Source organism: Vannielia litorea (genome assembly GCF_019801175.1).
Lineage (GTDB): Bacteria > Pseudomonadota > Alphaproteobacteria > Rhodobacterales > Rhodobacteraceae > Vannielia > Vannielia litorea_B.
Genome location: NZ_JAHVJR010000001.1, coordinates 2,970,239 through 2,984,875, shown reverse-complemented (window position 1 = coordinate 2,984,875; position 14,637 = coordinate 2,970,239). Strand labels below are relative to the sequence as shown.

The 14,637-nt window shown below is 67.7% G+C and carries 14 protein-coding genes and 2 tRNA genes; 6 read left to right on the top strand and 10 right to left on the bottom strand.

Going from position 1 to position 14,637, the window contains the following annotated elements; genetic code table 11:
* Positions 1-7: 7 nt before the first annotated feature.
* Positions 8-925, top strand: a complete 918-nt coding sequence (locus KUV38_RS14625; RefSeq protein WP_222470746.1) for an NAD(P)-dependent oxidoreductase — start codon at positions 8-10, stop codon at positions 923-925.
* Here the strand turns inward: KUV38_RS14625 and KUV38_RS14620 are convergent, their stop codons facing one another.
* Complete coding sequence (locus KUV38_RS14620) at positions 926-3,481, bottom strand: PAS domain-containing sensor histidine kinase (protein ID WP_222470745.1); 2,556 nt, start codon at positions 3,479-3,481, stop codon at positions 926-928.
* Positions 3,482-3,680: 199 nt separating this feature from the next.
* On the opposite strand from KUV38_RS14620, the gene KUV38_RS14615 reads away from it, so the two are divergent.
* The 5 genes from KUV38_RS14615 (at position 3,681) to KUV38_RS14595 (ending at position 7,570) form a co-directional block, all read left to right on the top strand.
* Positions 3,681-4,856 carry a serine hydrolase domain-containing protein gene (locus tag KUV38_RS14615; protein WP_222470744.1) on the top strand — a complete coding sequence of 392 codons (1,176 nt, stop codon included), beginning with the start codon at positions 3,681-3,683 and terminating at the stop codon, positions 4,854-4,856.
* A complete protein-coding gene (locus tag KUV38_RS14610; protein WP_410001033.1) occupies positions 4,856-5,236 on the top strand; it encodes a DUF2237 family protein in 381 nt (126 codons plus the stop codon). Before KUV38_RS14615 ends, KUV38_RS14610 begins: the two co-directional genes overlap by 1 nt.
* A 154-nt stretch (positions 5,237-5,390) precedes the next feature.
* On the top strand, positions 5,391-5,927 hold the full coding sequence (locus KUV38_RS14605; RefSeq protein WP_261385236.1) for a tetratricopeptide repeat protein: 537 nt from the start codon (positions 5,391-5,393) through the stop codon (positions 5,925-5,927).
* 159 nt (positions 5,928-6,086) lie between these two features.
* Complete coding sequence (locus KUV38_RS14600) at positions 6,087-6,590, top strand: RNA polymerase sigma factor (RefSeq protein WP_222470743.1); 504 nt, start codon at positions 6,087-6,089, stop codon at positions 6,588-6,590.
* On the top strand, positions 6,587-7,570 hold the full coding sequence (locus KUV38_RS14595; RefSeq protein ID WP_222470742.1) for a hypothetical protein: 984 nt from the start codon (positions 6,587-6,589) through the stop codon (positions 7,568-7,570). The genes KUV38_RS14600 and KUV38_RS14595 overlap by 4 nt, the downstream gene beginning before the upstream one ends.
* A gap of 159 nt (positions 7,571-7,729) precedes the next feature.
* On the opposite strand, the gene KUV38_RS14590 is transcribed toward KUV38_RS14595, so the two are convergent.
* The 9 genes from KUV38_RS14590 to KUV38_RS14550 all read right to left on the bottom strand — a co-directional run bounded on the left by KUV38_RS14590 (position 7,730) and on the right by KUV38_RS14550 (position 14,478).
* A complete protein-coding gene (locus tag KUV38_RS14590; RefSeq protein ID WP_222470741.1) occupies positions 7,730-8,863 on the bottom strand; it encodes a slipin family protein in 1,134 nt (377 codons plus the stop codon).
* Positions 8,864-9,264: 401 nt separating this feature from the next.
* Positions 9,265-9,332, bottom strand: a tRNA-Arg gene (locus KUV38_RS14585).
* 2 nt (positions 9,333-9,334) lie between these two features.
* Positions 9,335-9,408 (bottom strand) — tRNA-OTHER (locus KUV38_RS14580).
* Positions 9,409-9,610: 202 nt separating this feature from the next.
* Complete coding sequence (locus tag KUV38_RS14575) at positions 9,611-10,180, bottom strand: helix-turn-helix transcriptional regulator (protein ID WP_222470740.1); 570 nt, start codon at positions 10,178-10,180, stop codon at positions 9,611-9,613.
* A 48-nt stretch (positions 10,181-10,228) separates the two neighbouring features.
* Positions 10,229-10,618, bottom strand: coding sequence for a hypothetical protein (locus KUV38_RS14570; protein ID WP_222470739.1), 390 nt, complete (start codon positions 10,616-10,618; stop codon positions 10,229-10,231).
* Between the two features lie 82 nt (positions 10,619-10,700).
* The gene (locus tag KUV38_RS14565) at positions 10,701-11,177 is read right to left on the bottom strand and encodes a hypothetical protein (protein ID WP_222470738.1); all 477 of its coding nucleotides are present in this window, start codon (positions 11,175-11,177) and stop codon (positions 10,701-10,703) included.
* 170 nt (positions 11,178-11,347) lie between these two features.
* Positions 11,348-12,577: a tryptophan synthase subunit beta gene (gene trpB / locus KUV38_RS14560; protein ID WP_222470737.1), complete on the bottom strand. Its 1,230-nt coding sequence runs from the start codon at positions 12,575-12,577 to the stop codon at positions 11,348-11,350.
* A 93-nt stretch (positions 12,578-12,670) separates the two neighbouring features.
* Positions 12,671-13,219: a manganese efflux pump MntP family protein gene (locus KUV38_RS14555; protein WP_222470736.1), complete on the bottom strand. Its 549-nt coding sequence runs from the start codon at positions 13,217-13,219 to the stop codon at positions 12,671-12,673.
* An 89-nt stretch (positions 13,220-13,308) separates the two neighbouring features.
* The gene (locus tag KUV38_RS14550) at positions 13,309-14,478 is read right to left on the bottom strand and encodes a lytic murein transglycosylase (RefSeq protein WP_222470735.1); all 1,170 of its coding nucleotides are present in this window, start codon (positions 14,476-14,478) and stop codon (positions 13,309-13,311) included.
* Between the last annotated feature and the right edge of the window lie 159 nt (positions 14,479-14,637).

Sequence of the window (14,637 nt, the reverse complement as noted above, 5' to 3'; positions counted from 1 at the left end):
GGACAACATGGCAGACAAACCGACCGTCGGGTTCATCGGCGTGGGATTCATGGGCCACGGGATGGCGAAGAACATCCTGAAAGGCGGCTATCCGCTGGTGGTGAAGGGCAACCGCAACCGGACGCCGATCGAGAGCCTCGTGGGCATGGGGGCGACGGAAGCGGCCTCGCCCAAGGAGATGGCAGAGCAATGCGAGATCATCCACATCTGCCTCGGCAATTCGCCGCAGGTGGAGGCGGTGTTTCATGGGTCGGACGGGATTTTGGCCGGGGCGAAACCCGGCCTGATCGTGGTGGAATGTTCCACCGCCGATCCGGTGAGCACCATGAAGCTGGCCGCTGAACTGGAGGCCAAGGGCGGCCGCCTCGTGGATGCGCCGCTGGGCCGCACGCCGAAGGAGGCCGAGGAAGGCACGCTGGACGCGATGGTGGGCGCGGATGACGAGAGCTTCGCCAAGGTGCTGCCGGTGATCGAATGCTGGGCGGGCACGATCAACCACATGGGCCCGACCGGCAACGGCCACAAGATGAAGCTGCTGATGAACTTCGTCTCGATGGGCTATGCCAGCCTTTATGCCGAGGCGGCGGTGCTGGGTGCGAAGGTGGGGATCACGCCGAAGCAGTTTCAGACGGTGATCGGCGGCTCGCGGCTGGGCAACGGGTTTTTCGACACGTTCACTCGCGGCTGCGTGGGCCGGGAGGCGGAGGTGCACAAGTTCACCATCCAAAACGCCAACAAGGATCTGCGCTACGTGAACTCGATGGCCGCCGATGCGGGCGTGGTCAACGTGGTGGCCAGCGCGGTGCGGCATTACTTCAACCATGTCGAGGCGATCGGGAAGGGCGGCGACTTTGTGCCCTTCGTCACCGACCACGTGGCCCGTATGAACGGGATGGACATGGAAGAGGAAGCCAAGAAGGGCTGACTAGCCGGGCGTGGCCCCTTGGGCCATTGCCCTCTCGACCGCGGCGAGCAGCTCGTCGCGGGGCACGGGCTTCATAAGGCGGATGTCGTCGGCGTGGAGCCCGTTGCCATGCACCGTGGCCTCGGAGGCGTAGCCCGAGAGGAACACGATGGGCAGATCGGGACGGCGGGCGCGCAGGGCGCGGGCCAGCCCGGTGCCCTGAAGCGCGCCGGGCATGACGATATCGGTCAGCACCACATCAAAGGCTTCCGGCTCCTCCAGAAAGGCGGCGAGGGCGGCATCGCCGGTGGCGGTGGCGGTCACCTCGTAGCCGGCGCGGGTGAGGATGGAGAGGAGCACGTCGTTCACGCCGCTCTCATCCTCGGCCAGCAGCAGGCGCTTGCCGGTGGGCGGGGTTTCATCGGCCACGGGCGCGGGCGCGGCGGGCTGCATCGGGGCGCCATCGGCGGCGGGAAAGTAAAGCTTGAAGGTCGTGCCGGTGCCCGGCTCGGAATAGACCTGCACGGTGCCGCCGGACTGGCGGACGAAGCCCATGACCATCGACAACCCCAGCCCGGAGCCGGAAGCGGGGGGCTTGGTGGAATAAAACGGCTCGAAGATATGCGGCAGGTCTTCGGGCGCGATGCCGGTGCCGGTGTCGGAGACGGCGAGCATGACGTAGCGGCCCGGCGCGATCTCTTCATTGCGGGCGTCGATGTAGCTTTGGTCGATGCGCACATTGGCGGTTTCAATGGTGAGGCTGCCCTTGCCCCGCATTGCATCGCGGGCATTGACGATGAGGTTGAGCAGGGCGCTCTCCAGCGTGGCCGGGTCGGCCAGCACCGGCCAGAGGCCGCCCAGCAGCGAGGTTTCGACCGAGACGGAGGTGGGCAGGGCGCGGCGCATCCAGTTGTCGGACTGGCGGGCGATGTCGTTGAGGTCGACCACCTCGGGATCGAGCCGGGACTTGCGGGCGAAGGCGAGCATGGCGCGGGTGAGCTGCGCGCCGCGCTGGCTGGCCTCGATGGCGGCATCGATCAGCGAGAGCCTGTCAGCCGAGCTTATGTCTTCGCGCAGGAGCTCGAGGTTGCCGAGGATCACCGCGAGGATGTTGTTGAAATCATGCGCCACGCCACCGGTGAGCTTGCCGATGGCCTCGTTGCGCTGGGCGCTGTGGGCCAGTTCGAGATTGTGGTCGGCCTCGGCGCGTGCGGCGACCTCGGCGGAGACATCGATGAAGATGCCATCGACCTGATGGCCGCCCTCGGGCAGGGGCGTGCCGGAGCCATAGAACTCCATCCAGCGGGTGGTGCCGATGCGGTCGGTGACCGGGATGCGGCTGCGGATGGGCGCACCGCGGACCAGGGCCGCGCGCATGTCGGCCACGAAACGCTCGACATCCTCGGGCGGCTGGCCGCTGCGGATGAGCGAATTGTCGGCCATGACCTCCTCCGCAGGGTAGCCCCAGACCTCGAGGCACTTGGGGCCGATGTAGGTGAGGCGGCGGCTGCCATCTTTGTCGATCAGCAGTTGCACCACCACGCCCGGCAGGTTGGCGGCGATGGTGGAGGAGCGCTGCTCGGCCTTGTCGAGCGCCTGCTGCGCCCGCCGGATATCGGTGAGGTCGCGGTGGACGCCGACCATCTCGACCGGCCCGTCAGGGGCCTCGCGGAACACCACCCAGTTGAGGCGGATCTCGAGCGGGGTGCCATCGGACCGGATGGCGCGAATGTCGATCTGGTCGCGGGCGGTGCTGCCGGCCTCGGCCTCGTCCTTCGCGCGGGCCATCCGGGCGCGGTCGTCGGGGTGAACGAGGGCGTCGAAGGTGGCGTAATCGATCGGGCCGGGAGGGCGCGACAGGCCGTAGAGCCGCATGAAGCCCTCGTCGACGTGGTAGGTGTTGCTCTCGCCGTAGTAGCGGAAGGTGCCCACACCGGCGTGGGGCAGGATGATGCCCATGCGGGCGAGCAGCTCGTCTTTCTCGGTGAGGCCGTGGGCGGTGCGGCGGGCGATCTCGTTCAAGGCCCAGGTGAGGACGATCGAGATGGCTCCGCCCAGCAGGATGCCTGGCAGGATGACGACAGGGCTGCCAAGCGCGCCGATCGCGGCGCTGACGCGGGGAAGCATCGGCACGATGGATTGCACGAAGGCGAACCCGATGAGCAGCAGGGCGAGGTGGCGGAGCGGCACGCGGGGCCAGTCGCGCGGGGGCGCGAGGGCGCGGATGGCGAGGCCGGTGAGCAGCAGGCCGGCGATGAGCAGCAGGCCCTCGGCCATCACCGGCCCGCCCATCCAGACCCGGGCGCCGAGGGCAAACACCGCTGCCGCCGCCGTGCCGATGGGGCCGCCGAGATAGCCGGCCAGCACCAGTGGGCCGGATTTGGCCACGAGGGGCGCGACAAGCTCGGTCAGCCCGTGTGTTTCGATCAGCAGGGCGACGGTGATGCCGAGGGCGGTGCCGATGGCGGCATCGCGGAGCGGTGGGCGGCGGGCGAGGCTTTGGGAGGAGTAGATGGCATAGAGCGCCCCGGCGGACAGCAGGAGCATGGTCAGGCTGAGGACGACCGAGGTGATCATGCCTTTGCCTTGGGCTTGGCCTGAAGCGGGCGGGCAAGCGCCCTTGGGTCAGCGCGGTGCGGTTTTGCCATGCTCCTCCCTTGGTTTCGGTCGCTTCCGGGCTGGCGCGGGAGCACCAAAGCCATTCGGGCAGAGGGAGGGCCGATGAGTCAAGCCGGGGCTGCTTGCGCCGGTGCGGCTCTCGTGGTCGGATCGGACCATGCGTGCCGCGTTGAAAGCCATAGGTCTCGGATTGCTCCTGCTGCTCGTCTTGGCGGGGGCGGCGGCTTGGGTGAAGCGCGAGGAGGTGGCGCGGCTCTGGGCGGTGCAGAAGCTCTTCGATCCGGAGCGGATCGTCTGGAACTTCACCCACATGGGCGAGCTCTTTCACTGGGTCGCGCTGCCGGTTGGGCCGGGCGATGCGGTGCAGCCGGTGCTGGAGGCCCCGCCGGTGCCGCTGCCCGAAGGGTCGGAGGCATGGATGGCGGAGCGGCGGATCACCGGGCTGGTGGTGCTCTCCGACGGGCAGGTGACGCAGGAGGTGTACCGCGAGGGCACCGGGCGCGATGACCTGCGGATCTCGTGGTCGGTGTCGAAGAGCTTTGTCTCAGCGCTGCTCGGGATCGTGCTGGATGCGGGCGAGATCGAAAGCCTCGACGACCCGGTGACGCAATATGCTCCGGCGCTTGAAGGCAGCGCCTATGACGGGGCGAGCGTTGGCGATGTGCTGCTGATGCAGTCGGGCGTGGCCTTCAACGAGGACTATTTCGACTACTGGTCCGACATCAACCGGATGGGCCGTATCCTTGCGCTGGGCGGCTCGCTCGACGGGTTCACCGAGGGGCTCGACCGCCGGGCCGGGCCGCCGGGAGAGGTCTGGCGCTACGTGTCGATGGACACCCATGTGCTGGGCATGGTGCTGCGCGGCGCGACCGGGCAGGACATGGCGACGTTGCTCGGCGAGCGGCTGCTGGCGCCGATGGGGCTGGAGAGCCGCCCGACGCTGCTGACCGATGCGCGGGGGCAGGGGTTTGTGCTGGGCGGGCTGAACATGAGCCTGCGGGACTATGCGCTCTTCGGGCAGATGTATTTGCAGGACGGGCGGCTCGGGGAGCGGCGGATCGTGCCCTATGACTGGGTGCGCGAGAGCACTCTGCCAAGGGCCAACACCGCGCCGGGCGCGTTGCGCTACGGCTATCACTGGTGGGTGCCGAAGACGGGAGAAGGTGAATTTCTGGCCGTGGGGATCTATGGGCAATACATCTACATCAACCGCCCGGCGCAGGTGGTCGTCGCGGTGAGCGCGGCGGACCACGGCTTTGGGCAAGGTGCGGTGCAGGACGGGATGATCGACTGGTTCCGCCGCATCGCCATAACCAACGTGGAGGCCCGCTGATGACCGCACTGGAGAAATACCCCTCGCTCAACGTGCTGGGCGGCGATCTGGAGCCCTGCTCCAACGATCCGGTGACGGGGTTCTTCCGCGACGGGCATTGCAACTCCTGCCTCGCCGATGCGGGGAGCCATACGGTGTGCGCGGTGATGACGGCGGAGTTCCTCGCCTACAGCAAATACGTGGGCAACGACCTGAGCACGCCGATGCCGCAATACGGGTTTGACGGGTTGAAGCCCGGCGACCGCTGGTGCCTCTGTGCCAGCCGGTTCATGCAGGCCCATGACGAGGGCTGCCCGCCCGAGGTGGTGCTGGAGGCGACCCATCAGAAGGCGCTGGAGATCGTGCCGCTGAAGGTTTTGCAGGCCGTGGCGGCGAAATAGTTTTGCCGCGTGGTCAATGGGTTACGAGATTTTCGCGAAATAATCTCAGTCGGCAATGAATAAACCGGGGTGCTGCTGCGTAACTCTCATGACAGCCGATGAGGGCCGTCACCGAGATAAACCGAACCAGACCATTGACCCAAAGGACCGACAGATGACCCGCATTCTTCCGATGACCGCCGTTCTCCTCGCCATGGCCGCCCCGGCCTTTGCCGCAGGCTCCGACAGCACCACACCGCCGACCAGCACCTCGACGACCACGAAGTGCGAGAAAGGGCAGGTGTTTGACGAGAAGACCGCCAAGTGCCTCGACGCCAAGTCCGAAGCCGTGACCGACGACGACCGCTACGAAGCCGCCCGCGAGCTGGCCTACAATGGCAAATACGACCGCGCCCTGATGGTGCTGGCCGCCGCCGAAGACCAGAACGACCCGCGCATCCTGAACTACAAGGGCTTCACCCACCGCAAGATGGGCGACACCGGCGCTGCGATGGGCTTTTACCAGGCCGCGCTGAACGTGGACCCCGATTACATCCTTGCCCGCTCCTACATGGGCCAGGGCCTTGCCGCCGAGGGCGACCTTGCGGGCGCGACCGAGCAGCTTGAAGAGATCGCCCTGCGCGGCGGGCAGGACACATGGGCTTATGCCAGCCTGATGCAGGCGATTGGCGGGGTTGCGGTGGATTATTGATCCCGCTGCACACCCGAGGGGCAGGCGCCATCCCTGCCTGCCCCAAAAAGCCAACCGTCCGGGCGCATTTTCGCACGGGCGGTTGCATCGCGACCGGCCTTTGGTTTCTATCGGGCCACGCGGACCAGGGGGTTCGCACCGCTCCGAGGAGGCCGCAGCTTGCAGCCCGACGCGACAGATTTTCAGGCCGAGCTTCTGGCCAGCCTTCCGCGGCTGCGGCGCTTTGCGCTCAGCCTGACCCGCCACCCATCCGAGGGCGATGACCTTGTTCAGATGACCTGCGAACGTGCCATAACCAATGCCGCCAAGTGGAACCCCGAGCAGCCGCTGCTGCCGTGGCTTTACACGATGGCGCGCAATCTCTGGACATCGGAGATGCGCAAGCGGCAGGTGCGAACGGGCGAGGGCACGGTGCCAGCTGAGGAGGCCGCCGAACTGGTGAGCCATGCGGGCGGTGAGGAGGCCACTCGCGCGGGGCAGGTGATGGCGCAGATCATGGCGCTGCCCGAGGGGCTCTCATCGGTGCTGCTGCTCGTCTCGGTGGAGGGCCACAGCTATGCCGAGGCGGCGTCGATCCTCGATATTCCGCCGGGCACGGTGATGTCACGCATGTCGGCGGCGCGTGTGCGCTTGCGGGCGGCTCTGGCAGGGGAGGCGGCATGATGGCCGATCGGATGGACCGCATCTCTGCCTATCTCGACGGGGCGATGAGCGCCGCCGAGGCCGCTGCCTTCGAGGCCGAAGCCGCCGAAGACCCGAGCCTTGCTGCAGAGATCGAGGCGGCGGGCGCGCTGGATGCCGAGGTGGGCGTGGCCTTTGACAGCCTGCTCGACGCACCGTTGCCGCCCGAGCTGCTGGCGACGATATCGGCCACCACCACGCCGGGCACCCGGCTGGAAGAGGCCCGGCCCACGGTGGCCGCTGCGACGCCGGCCGGCGAGGGCGCGGCCCCTGCACCGGATGTGGCCGAGGCCGAGCCGGGCGTGCCGGGGCAAGCAGCGCTGGGCGGCGGCGCGCCTTCGGTTGGGGGCATTCCAGCCGGGGGCAATGCGCCGCGCGAAGAGATGCCGCCGCCGGCCTATGCCGCGGCCAATGAGAACCGCCAACCGTTCTTTTCCTCATCCATCGCCGCGGCGCTGGCGCTGCTTTTGGTGGGCGCGGGGGCCGGGGCGCTGATGACGCGGGCGCTGGTGCCAGGCACGGAACTGGCCGATGGCCATGCCACGCGCGGCTGGATGGACGAGATTGCCGATTACCACCGGGTCTATGCCCGGCAGGTGGCGCACCTCGTGGAGGTGCCGGCGAGTGACAAGGACCACATCGAGACATGGCTCGGCAAGGAGACGGGTGTGCCGTTCAGCGTGCCGGATCTTGCCGCCTCTGGCTTTACCTTCCAGGGCGCACGCCTGCTGGTGGCAGGCGGCAAGCCGGTGGCGCAGCTGCTCTATACCGATGCTGAGGGCCAGGTGATGGCGCTTTGCGTGCTGGGCCGGGAGGGTCCGGGGAGCGAAGAGTTTACCCCGCGCAGCTTTGACGGTGTGGAGATGGTGCGCTGGCTGGCGCCGGGTGCCGCATGGGTGGCCGTGGGCGAGCCGGGGATGGACTTGGAGGCGGTGGCGCGGGAGGCGGCGCAGGAGGTGTGAGCCTTGCGGCGTTGCGCACTTTGCCGGTGCTGACTGGGGGGCCAGCCCCCCAGACCCCCCGGGAATATTTTCAGCAAGAAAATGACCAGGGCGGGGCGAGAATTTTAGGCGAATTGTAGGTGTAGGCCGCCCGGCGGGGGTGCCGGACGGCCTGTTGGTTCAGTCGCGGAGCTTCACGAGGTCGGACAGAAGCCCGGCCGTCCCGTTGTGGACGGTGAGCCGCTCGACCTTGGAGGCCACGGTTTCCAGCGCCTCCAGCTCTTTCAGCCGCAGCATGACGGGGTTGTCCGCCATGACCTTGGCCGTGTTGTGCAGCGCCCGGACCGCGTTGGTCTCTTCGCGCCGACGGATGACGTTGGCCTCGGCCTCTTTCTCCGCCGCCACGACGCGGTTGAGGATTTCGCGCATCTCGCCGGGAAGGATCACGTCCTTCAGGGCGATTTCCGCCACCTCGAGCCCGAGCTCGGCCATGGCCGCCCGGACCTCGCCCGCCGCCGTCTCGTCGACCGCGACCTTGTCGGCCAGAAGCTCGTCGAGAGTCAGCGCCCCGAGGGTCTTCCGGAAAGCGAGGGCCAGCGCCCGGTGGAGCGCTTCGGCGTAGTCCTTGACCACCGTCACCGCGGCCCGCGCATCGACCACCCGGTAGGTGGCCGAGAGGTTGACCCGCAGAGTCACCCGATCCCGCGTGAGGATCTCATGGCCGGTGACCTCATGGGCCCGCCAGCGGAGATCGACCGTGGTGACGGTCGACTTGGCGCCGATCGACCAGACACGGTGCAGACCGGGAGCCAGATCACCCACCAGCGCGCCCTCGGTGAAGAGCAGGCCGGTGTGGCCATCGGGCACGGTCACGGGGGTGTAGACCCGCGTGATCCCGGCGGCCTCGAGCCGGTCCCCCAGTGCCTTGGGCAGCAGGGGGCCGGTCACGGCGTGGCGCTCGACCGTCCAGAGGCCCGCGTCTTTCCAGACGGTGACCCGGTGGCCGGGGTGGAGCAGGCGCCAGGGCCAGCCATAGAGCGAGATCAGCACCACCTCGGCCTCCTCGGCCCGGATCTCGGTGAGGTGGGCGTCGTGCAGATCGGGGCGTGCGCGCTTCAAGGCGTCGCTGTAGGACGAGACGAAGGCAGGGTTTGCCTCGATGTCATACCGGTGCAGCGTGGTGCCCTTGCGCCGCAGGCGGTAGTGCCCAGCGGTCAGCATGGAGGCGAACCGCCCGTGCCGCAGCACGAGCACACGCTCGGTTTCGGTGACGGTGACGGGGATGGTCCCGGTCAGAAAATCTATCATGGTCATTGTCTCGTTCCTTCTTCGCTTCGCTATCGCACGCGCGATCTCCTTTTGGGTTTGGTGGGTTGCGCCCGGGATGGACGGCAGGTGTGAGGCGCCGGGTGGCGCGGAAAGGGTGGAGCCCGAGGCCGCCCCTGCCGTGGCTGCGAGCGGGCGGGCCGGGGAGAGGGCGTGGCGTGGTGCGGGTGGGGCATTGGGAGTGCTCCCGCCGCCCGGCCTGCACCGGCCCGTGCCATCACCCGCCGCCGGCCCGTGGCCAGGGTCGGGAAGCGCCTTGCCGCCCCCTTGCCCGAGGGCGCGGGATTGGCGCGGAGCCACCCGACAGGGCGACCCCGAACTCCGTATCTTCAGATGCACCGTTCAAAGCGGTGGCCAGTTCCTGAAACTGGTGGCCTTTTAAGGGCCGGTGATGGCGGGATTCGAACCCGCTACACCCAGATTAGAAGTCTGGTGCTCTACCCGAATGAGCTACATCCATGGCGCACGTGGAAGGAGTTGAACCTCCGGCCTCCGGATTAAATTCCGGCGCTCTTCCGCTGAGCTACACGCGCATCCCGCAGGGCTGCGCCGGGTTCGGCATACGGCAGAGGCAGGGCCTCACCGCACCGGACGGGGGATCAAACCCCGAGCCGCTGAACTCCGACCGCTACGAGCGGGAGGGGCCGTATAGGCGGGATGCGCGATTCTGCCGCATGAAATATGCTGTCATGGGCCGTGAAGTTGCAGAATTGCCACGCGGAGGTGCTGGCAGGGCTATCGCGGGGTGGCCTCGGCGGCTTCGGCGGGCTGGGGACGGGCCGGGGGTGGAGTGGCGGCGAGGGTGCTGGCGGCGAGGCGCTCGTTCATGCCGCTCTCCATCAGTTCTTCGATGAAGAGGGAGAGAAGCTGGGGACGGCCGTTGACGCCGGCTTTACGATAGATCGCTGCCGTTTGGGCCTTCACCGTGCCCTCGGAGGTTTGGCGCAGGCTGGCGATTTCGGGGATGGTCAGGCCCTTCACCGCGAAGATGGCCACATCGCGCTCGGCCGGGGTGAGGCCCCAGGCGGCGATGCGCTCTTCGAGCAGGTCCATGAAGGCGCTGGAGGCGGCGTGCAACTGGTGCCCCAGCGCGGCGTTGCGCGACATGGTGCGGCGCAGGGCGATGCCGCCCAGCAGGATGCCGAGAAGGAGCCCCAGCGCGGCGCCGATCTCGATGAACTCATGCACCTGCCAGCTGAGGGGGGCGAAGCCGATGACCGAGGACAGGATCTCGCCGACGAAGAACAGCGCGCAGAGGGTTTGCACGACGAGGATGACGAGGAGGAGGGCGGTGTTGGCCTGCATCACGGGAGGCCCGCCGCGCGGGGCGGCGCGGGCAGGGCGCCGGACGGATCAATCGTCATCGTCGTCGCCCCCATCGTGGTCATCGTCCCCGTCGTCGTCGTCGTCATCATCGTCGTCGTCATCTCCGCCGCCGCCACCGTTGCGATCATTGCTCGCGCCCGAGGCGTGGCCGTTGCTGCCCTGCACGCCCTTGCGGATCGGGCGGGAGAGATCGCGCAGGATCTCGCCGGTGGCCGGGTTGAAGACGATCTCGCGCTGCATCCCGCGGCCGATGGCGACGATCCGCACCCGGCCCAGCAGGGTGCGGGAGATCCGGAAGTTGCCGAAGCCCTGCGCCTCAAGCTGAGAGACCACGCGGTCGCGCACCGACTGGGCCGGCGCGGGCTCGGGCAGGGCGAGGGCGGTGACGAGGCAGAGGAGCGCGAGGATGCGAGTCATGGTCAGAGCTTAAGCGAAGCGCCCGACCCGGAAAACCGGGCCGGACGGGTTTGGGCCTTTCGGCATGAGATTGCGCGGGTGATCAATCGTCGTCGTCGTCGTCGTCGTCGTCGTCGTCGTCGTCGTCGTTATCATCATCGTCGCGGTCGTCATCACGATCATCGTCGCGATCATCGTCCCGGTCATCGTCATCATCCCGGTCGTCGTCGCGATCGTCGTCATCATCGCGATCATCATCCCGGTCGTCGTAACGATCATCATCATCGTCGTCATCGTCATCGTCATCGTCGTCATCGTCGTCGTGGTCATCCCAATCATCGTCGTCGTCATCCAGCCCGGACATGTGGTGGATCCGGCGGTCGGAGCGGTTGTCGTAGCCGAAGACTTCGCGCTGGCCGTCGCGGTAGACATCGACCCGCGTGGTCTGACTGCCGCGCTGGATCACGATCCGGTCGGCGCCGGGGTGCATGCGCATGATATCGCGCTTGGACAGGTCGGCCACGGCTGGGGCGCTGACCATGGTGAGGGCCGTGGTGGAGAGAATGAGGATGCGGCGCATCGGCTTTTCCTTTCGGGCGTTGTGGGCCGGCGGGGTGCCGGACCTTGGCCAAAAGGAAAGCGTGGTTGGGGGCGGGCGGTCGATTGGCCGGGGGTTTAGGCGTGCGGCCTTAAACCCCCGGGTGACCGGCCTAAACCCCCGGCAGAGGGGCCTAAACCGAGGTTTAGGCCTCAGCCCATCGCGCTCATGTCGACGCCGAGGGCCTTGGCGACGGTGAAGATATCTTTATCGCCGCGGCCGCACATGTTCATGCAGAGGATGTGATCGGCGGGCAGGGTGGGCGCGTATTTGATGACGTGGCCGAGCGCGTGGCAGGGCTCGAGCGCGGGGATGATCCCTTCGGTCTCGCAGCAGAGCTGGAAGGCCTCGAGCGCCTCGGCGTCGGTGATCGACACGTATTTGGCGCGGCCCGTCTCGTGCAGCCAGGAGTGCTCCGGCCCGATGCCGGGATAGTCGAGGCCCGCCGAGATGGAGGAGCCTTCGAGGATCTGGCCGTCTTCATCCTGCAGCAGATAGGTGCGGTTGCCGTGGAGCACGCCGGGGCGGCCGCCGGAGAGGGAGGCGCAATGCTCCATCTTCTCGTTCACGCCCTTGCCGCCGGCCTCGACGCCAATGATCTCGACTTCCTTGTCATCGAGGAAGGGGAAGAACAGGCCCATCGCGTTGGAGCCGCCGCCAATGGCGGCCACGAGGCTGTCGGGCAGGCGGCCCTCGGCCTCCATCATCTGCTCGCGGGTTTCCTTGCCGATGATGGCCTGAAAATCGCGGACCATCGCGGGGTAGGGGTGCGGGCCGGCGACGGTGCCGATGCAATAGAAGGTATCGCGCACGTTGGTCACCCAGTCGCGCAGCGCGTCGTTCATCGCGTCTTTCAGGGTGCCACGCCCGGAGGTCACCGGCACCACCTCGGCGCCCAGAAGGCGCATGCGGAAGACGTTGGGGGCTTGGCGCTCCACGTCATGGGCGCCCATGTAGACCACGCATTTGAGGCCGAACTTGGCGCAGACGGTGGCGGTGGCCACGCCGTGCTGGCCTGCGCCGGTCTCGGCGATGATGCGGTTCTTGCCCATGCGGCGGGCGAGGATGATCTGGCCCAGCACGTTGTTGATTTTATGGGCGCCGGTGTGGTTCAGCTCGTCGCGCTTGAAGTAAACCTTGGCGCCACCGAGGCGCTCGGTCAGCCGCTCGGCAAAGTAGAGCGGGCTGGGGCGGCCGACGTAATGCTTCCACAGGAAGTCCATCTCGGCCCAGAACTCCGGGTCGGTCTTGGCGTGCTCGTAGCGTTCCTCGAGTTCGAGGATCAGCGGCATCAGCGTTTCCGACACGAAACGCCCGCCGAAATCGCCGAAGCGGCCCTTTTCATCGGGGCCGGTCATGAAGCTGTTGAGCTGTTCGGTCATCGCGCGGACTCCTTGTTGACCTGCGCGTTCTAAAGGCGCGGGCGCGGCGCGGCAAGCGGGTCGGGCGCCATTTGGGGGCCGATCAGGCGGCCGTCAGGCCAGGAGCGTGTGATCGAGCAGGATACCGGTGCCGAGGGCGATGAGCGCAAGGCCGCCCGCGACCTCGGCGAGGGTGCCGAAGCGGCGGCCAAGGGAGGCCCCGGCGAGGGTGCCGAGGGTGGCCATGACGAGGGTGGCGGCGCCGATGGTGATGGCGACCGTGACAATGGGCGCGCCGAGCACGGCGAGCGAGATGCCCACGGCGAAGGCGTCGATGGAAGAGCCGATGGCGGTGAGAACGAGGCCGCCCGCGGTGGGCGCGGGCCGGGACTTGGCGAGCGCGTGCAGCACCATGCGCCCGCCGACGAGCGCGAGGAGGAGAAAGGCGATCCAGTGGTCGATGGCCTCGACGAACTGCGCGGCGGCTAGCCCAGCGGCCCAACCGAGCAATGGGGTCAGCGCCTCGACCGCACCGAAGACGGCGCCGGTGGAGAGCGCGGCGGCAAAGCCGGGCCGGGCGACCTGCGCGCCACGGCCAAGCGCCGCCACGAAGGCGTCGATCGAGAGCGCAAGCGCGAGGGTGGCGATGGCAAACGGGGTCATGGCGGGCCTTTCCTGTGCGGGTCAGGTAAAGGCGCTCGATAGAAAAGTCAACGATTTCAATTAGATGTAACTGCGACGCAGTTGCATTCTCATAAACTGTTCAGCAGTTCCGCGGTGGGCCAGCCATCGGCGGGCAGGCCGAGGCGGGCCTGTTCGGCGCGCACGGCGGCGCGGGTTTTTGCGCCCAAGATGCCGTCGACCTCGCCCACGTCATGGCCCTGCGCCTGAAGTTTCTGTTGCAGGGCCTTCATTTGCCCATCCGCGAGACCCGGATCGGGGGCGCCTGCGTTGAACACAGGGGCGCCCTCCAGCCGGGTGGCGAAATAGGCGGCGGTGGTGACGTAGACGAAGCTCTGGTTCCACTCGAAGTAGACGCGGTAGTTGGGGTAGGCGAGGAAGGCCGGGCCCTTGCGGCCCTGCGGGAGCAGGAGCGAAGCGGGCAGATCGGCAAAGCTGCCCTCGCGGGGCTGCACGCCGAGGGCGGCCCATTCGGAAGCGGGCTTCTCGGTTTCCAGCCCGGTCTGCGACCAGTCGAGCGTGTCGGGGATCGTGACCTCTTGGAGCCACGGCTCGCCGGCGCGCCAGCCGAGCGATTGCAGCATCTTGCCGCCGGACATCAGCGCGTCGGGGGCCGATGTCTTGAGGCTCACGTGGCCGTCGCCGTCGCCATCGACGCCATTCTCGATGATGTCTTCGGGGAGCATCTGGACCATGCCGATCTCGCCCGCCCATGCGCCGGTGGTGCGGGCGGGGTCGAGATCGCCGGACTCATAGAGCTTCATCGCGGCAAAGACCTGCGGCCGGAAGAGGCCGGGGCGGCGGCAGTCGTGGGCGAGGGTAACGAGGGCGTTCACCGTGTTGAAATCGCCCTGCACCGCGCCGTAGTCGGTTTCGAAGGCCCAGAAGGCGAGGAGGACGCCGCGGGAGACGCCGTAGCGCTGTTCGATCTCGGTGAAGATGGCATCGTACTCGCGCGCATTGGCCCGGCCCCGGTCGATCCGGCTCTGGCTGATGAGGCGGCGGGAGAAGTCGACGAAGGGCATCTGGAAGACGCCTTGGGCGCGGTCGGCCTTGAGCACGGATTGGTCTTGCCGGACACCGGACAGGAAGCGGCTGGCGGTGTCGGCGCTGACGCCGTGGGAGGGGGCCTCGGCGGCGATAGCGGCCTTGAAGGCGGTGAAGTCACCGCCGCAGGGCGCCTCTTGCGCCTGAAGCGGGGCGGCGGCGAGCAGGCTGGCGGCGAGAAGGGCGGTGCGCATGGCGATCTCCGGGGCTGGCAGTGCGGCGAGAGGGTAGCGGACGCGCGGGAGGACGCAACGGGGCCTACGAAAACGTTAAGTGGTTAACAGGCCGTTCACCGGTGATGGGCGACAAGGCGCTGATTTGAGGCTGATTTTAGATTTGTCCCTCCGGAGCCG

Bases quoted from the DNA above. Each gene is read 5' to 3' on its own strand.
- KUV38_RS14625 (WP_222470746.1), top strand. From the start codon at position 8: ATGGCAGACAAACCGACCGTCGGGTTCATCGGCGTGGGATTCATGGGC.
- KUV38_RS14620 (WP_222470745.1), bottom strand. From the start codon at position 3,481: ATGATCACCTCGGTCGTCCTCAGCCTGACCATGCTCCTGCTGTCCGCC.
- KUV38_RS14615 (WP_222470744.1), top strand. From the start codon at position 3,681: ATGCGTGCCGCGTTGAAAGCCATAGGTCTCGGATTGCTCCTGCTGCTC.
- KUV38_RS14610 (WP_410001033.1), top strand. From the start codon at position 4,856: ATGACCGCACTGGAGAAATACCCCTCGCTCAACGTGCTGGGCGGCGAT.
- KUV38_RS14605 (WP_261385236.1), top strand. From the start codon at position 5,391: ATGACCCGCATTCTTCCGATGACCGCCGTTCTCCTCGCCATGGCCGCC.
- KUV38_RS14595 (WP_222470742.1), top strand. From the start codon at position 6,587: ATGATGGCCGATCGGATGGACCGCATCTCTGCCTATCTCGACGGGGCG.
- KUV38_RS14590 (WP_222470741.1), bottom strand. From the start codon at position 8,863: ATGACCATGATAGATTTTCTGACCGGGACCATCCCCGTCACCGTCACC.
- KUV38_RS14575 (WP_222470740.1), bottom strand. From the start codon at position 10,180: ATGCAGGCCAACACCGCCCTCCTCCTCGTCATCCTCGTCGTGCAAACC.
- KUV38_RS14570 (WP_222470739.1), bottom strand. From the start codon at position 10,618: ATGACTCGCATCCTCGCGCTCCTCTGCCTCGTCACCGCCCTCGCCCTG.
- KUV38_RS14565 (WP_222470738.1), bottom strand. From the start codon at position 11,177: ATGCGCCGCATCCTCATTCTCTCCACCACGGCCCTCACCATGGTCAGC.
- trpB (WP_222470737.1), bottom strand. From the start codon at position 12,577: ATGACCGAACAGCTCAACAGCTTCATGACCGGCCCCGATGAAAAGGGC.
- KUV38_RS14555 (WP_222470736.1), bottom strand. From the start codon at position 13,219: ATGACCCCGTTTGCCATCGCCACCCTCGCGCTTGCGCTCTCGATCGAC.
- KUV38_RS14550 (WP_222470735.1), bottom strand. From the start codon at position 14,478: ATGCGCACCGCCCTTCTCGCCGCCAGCCTGCTCGCCGCCGCCCCGCTT.